The organism is Rhizobium sp. BK289 (genome assembly GCF_014193575.1).
GTDB classification, from domain to species: domain Bacteria; phylum Pseudomonadota; class Alphaproteobacteria; order Rhizobiales; family Rhizobiaceae; genus Rhizobium; species Rhizobium tropici_C.
The window spans coordinates 1-1,843 of sequence record NZ_JACHZO010000041.1; the positions used below are offsets into that span (position 1 = coordinate 1).

The 1,843-nt window shown below is 53.7% G+C and carries 4 protein-coding genes; 3 read left to right on the plus strand and 1 reads right to left on the minus strand.

The genetic code is table 11. The annotated features are described in order from the left end of the window. Nucleotides 1-286: hypothetical protein (locus FHT84_RS31310; RefSeq protein ID WP_210279005.1), on the minus strand; the 286-nt coding region annotated here is incomplete at its 3' end. Between FHT84_RS31310 and FHT84_RS31240 the strand changes: the two genes are divergently transcribed. The 3 genes from FHT84_RS31240 (at nucleotide 285) to FHT84_RS31250 (ending at nucleotide 1,455) form a co-directional block, all read left to right on the plus strand. Beyond that, complete coding sequence (locus tag FHT84_RS31240) at nucleotides 285-503, plus strand: hypothetical protein (RefSeq protein ID WP_113250151.1); 219 nt, start codon at nucleotides 285-287, stop codon at nucleotides 501-503. The genes FHT84_RS31310 and FHT84_RS31240 overlap by 2 nt on opposite strands. After that, nucleotides 496-1,083: a hypothetical protein gene (locus FHT84_RS31245; protein ID WP_113250152.1), complete on the plus strand. Its 588-nt coding sequence runs from the start codon at nucleotides 496-498 to the stop codon at nucleotides 1,081-1,083. The genes FHT84_RS31240 and FHT84_RS31245 overlap by 8 nt, the downstream gene beginning before the upstream one ends. Before the next feature lie 162 nt (nucleotides 1,084-1,245). Continuing rightward, a complete protein-coding gene (locus FHT84_RS31250; RefSeq protein WP_348647392.1) occupies nucleotides 1,246-1,455 on the plus strand; it encodes a hypothetical protein in 210 nt (69 codons plus the stop codon). Nucleotides 1,456-1,843 lie beyond the last annotated feature (388 nt).

The window sequence follows — 1,843 nt, forward strand, 5'->3', positions numbered from 1 at the left end:
CATACTTGCTGACAAACCGCTCGGTCATTGCCGTTTTCCTCCTCCAACCTATCGACAATCCCGTATGCGGATAGAAATAATTTCGGTCATATTCCCCTGCAAGCTCTGGGCTTGCGCCGGCAGGCTGTTCGCTTTCGGCCAAACAGGAGGTGCTCTTGACTCCATCTAAAATGAGAACATAATAAGAACAAATTGCCGGAACAAAAACCGACCGCGCAATTTCCATATCACAAATCAGCAGTTTGACCCCCATAATTTTAGGGGTGCAGGAGACGTATTGCCTCATGACAGCCGCAGCCGTTCAAACGGATGAACTGCAATTCGATCAGGTGGTTTACGTGCTCGAGCTCTTTAAAGGCAACGCCCATGCGGCAATCAGCGCTCTTCTCGCCGAGCTGCAGTTCGTTCGAGGACAGCTGGCACTTAGCGAGGCCGGGATGAGCGTCGGCTTTACGCGCGGGTGGGTTCCGAGTTTTGAAAGCGGAGGAGATAGCAATGTTTGAATATTCGAGAGATCCACGGCCGAGAGACGGTGTTCTCACCATAAGCCAGGACGAAGCGCAGGCGCTTTATGACTTCGTCGGCTACTTGGGCCGGCATGCCTTCGATACGTTCAGAGACGATGTGCCTGGCTTCCGTGGCAAGTCGCCAGACATGCTGCACCATCTCTGCAGAATGCGCGATCTGCTGAAGAACGTCATGGACTACCCGACCTTGGACGAGGAACTTTGCTGGGATGAGCCGCAGCCGCTCGCGACGGACGAGGTTCGTGGCTTGCTGTTGACGGAGATCGGAAATCGGTCGGGCATCCGGTTTCTCAGGATTTCGGTTTACTGGAATGACGAACACCGAAGTTTCGGTACGCTCGACCTTGCCGTCGATGACGAGACTGGCGAAACCTGTGGCCTTTTCGAAGTCGAGGATCTCGCCGGCCAGCAGGTCAGTTGCGGTCCAGGCTGGTCGCAATCCGGTGCCGATCTCGACGAGACGATCCGCGTGTTTATCAGAGCCTTTCCGATGCAGCAGCTGGAAGCGCGCAACGAGGACTGCATCAACGAAATGCTCGCATCGAAAGTCGCCTGATTATTTTAATTGGAGGCGTGCGACGGAACGCCGACGGGATTTGCCTGCTGGACTCCCAAAAGTGTGGACGGCCATACGCTTTTTAGGCGTTTATGATATTCAATTGCCAACGCCGGCAAATCAGTTCACCTTTCCTCAATGGCCGATATCGCACGACCCTTCGTGACCACTGACGATCCTGACAGAAATATACGCTGCCAGGATGCGCTTCAAAAGGCTGTTCAGGAGCTGGTGAGTGCGGCGATTTCTGCGGGTTGGTCGGAACATGAGGTCTTGCTGGCGCTTGCCGATCTCGTGGATCATCAGTTGCTCGCGCTCGAAGCCAACAACAACACTGACGCCCTGATCGCACTATTGAAGCGAATGACCTAGCCTCGCTTTTAGCTCAGGTGGATGGGAAAACCTTCAGCGTGTCGATGTGCAGGTATGTGATGCTCAGCCAGCCTCCGACTGCCCAAGATTTCAGCCGCATTTTTTCGCATAATATTGAGTTTTATTTGACCGCTCTGCGCGTTCATTTTCTATCATTCGAGCTGCCTCGGCGAATATCGAAAGCAGCCTTTCTGTTTTGGCCGGAGCTATGACCGAAATGAACAAAGCGGACGTCACTCCAAAACGAGTTCGACATTGTCTCCGGCCTCGTCACCACCGACGCCATGAATTTGGTAAGCGCGTAGGCCACCCCACGTATCTTTCGGCCTGCTGATCGGCGATTTTCTGCATGAGTCATGCGGAGAATTCCATGAGCGACAGTGTGAAT